The following is a 618-nucleotide window of genomic DNA, read 5'->3' as shown; positions in this document are numbered from 1 at the left end:
GATCATGCCGACCACGCCCAACGGCTCGCGGCTGCTGTAGTTGAGCTGGTTGAGCTTGTTGACCGGGATCACCTCGCCTTGCAGCTTGTCGGCCATGCCGGCGAAGTAGACGTAGGCATCGGGCAGGGCGCTCATTTGCGCGCGCATTTCCCGCAGCAGCTTGCCGTTGTCGCGGGTTTCCAGCAGCGCCAGTTCTTCGGCGTGCTCGGCCACCAGCTGGGCCAGGCGATACAACAATTTGCCGCGTGCGGTGGGTGTCATGTTGCGCCACTGCGGGTCGTTGAAGGTCTTGTGGGCGGAAGCGACGGCGCGGGCCACGTCGCCGGCATCGGCCTGGGCGAACTGGTACCAGGACTGGCCGGTGGTGGGGTCGAAACTGTCGACATAGCTGCCGCTGTCGGGAGCGACAAAGCGACCGTCGATAAACAGGTTGAGGCGGTTGCCCTCAAGGGCGCTGACCGTGGTTTTCATGCAAGAGTCCTGTAGGTGCGTGTCAAAGGGGCGCGTTTTCGAGCATCGCGATGCGGCCGCTGGCGGCAGAGCCGGTGTAGATGCCGAACTGCTGGTTCTGGCGCTCGCGGGCATAGCGGCGCACCACCGAGCGCAGTTCGTTGACCG

General features: G+C 64.6%; 1 protein-coding gene. It reads right to left on the bottom strand.

The window, feature by feature from the left end:
• Positions 1 to 471: aldehyde dehydrogenase family protein (locus HX846_RS38525; protein WP_178967617.1), on the bottom strand; the 471-nt coding region annotated here is incomplete at its 3' end.
• Positions 472 to 618: the final 147 nt, after the last annotated feature.

The sequence above is a fragment of the Pseudomonas sp. K5002 genome, assembly GCF_013386655.1.
In the GTDB taxonomy this organism is placed as follows: domain Bacteria; phylum Pseudomonadota; class Gammaproteobacteria; order Pseudomonadales; family Pseudomonadaceae; genus Aquipseudomonas.
Note: the sequence above shows the minus strand (reverse complement) of the source record. Positions and strands in the feature narration are given on the sequence as shown.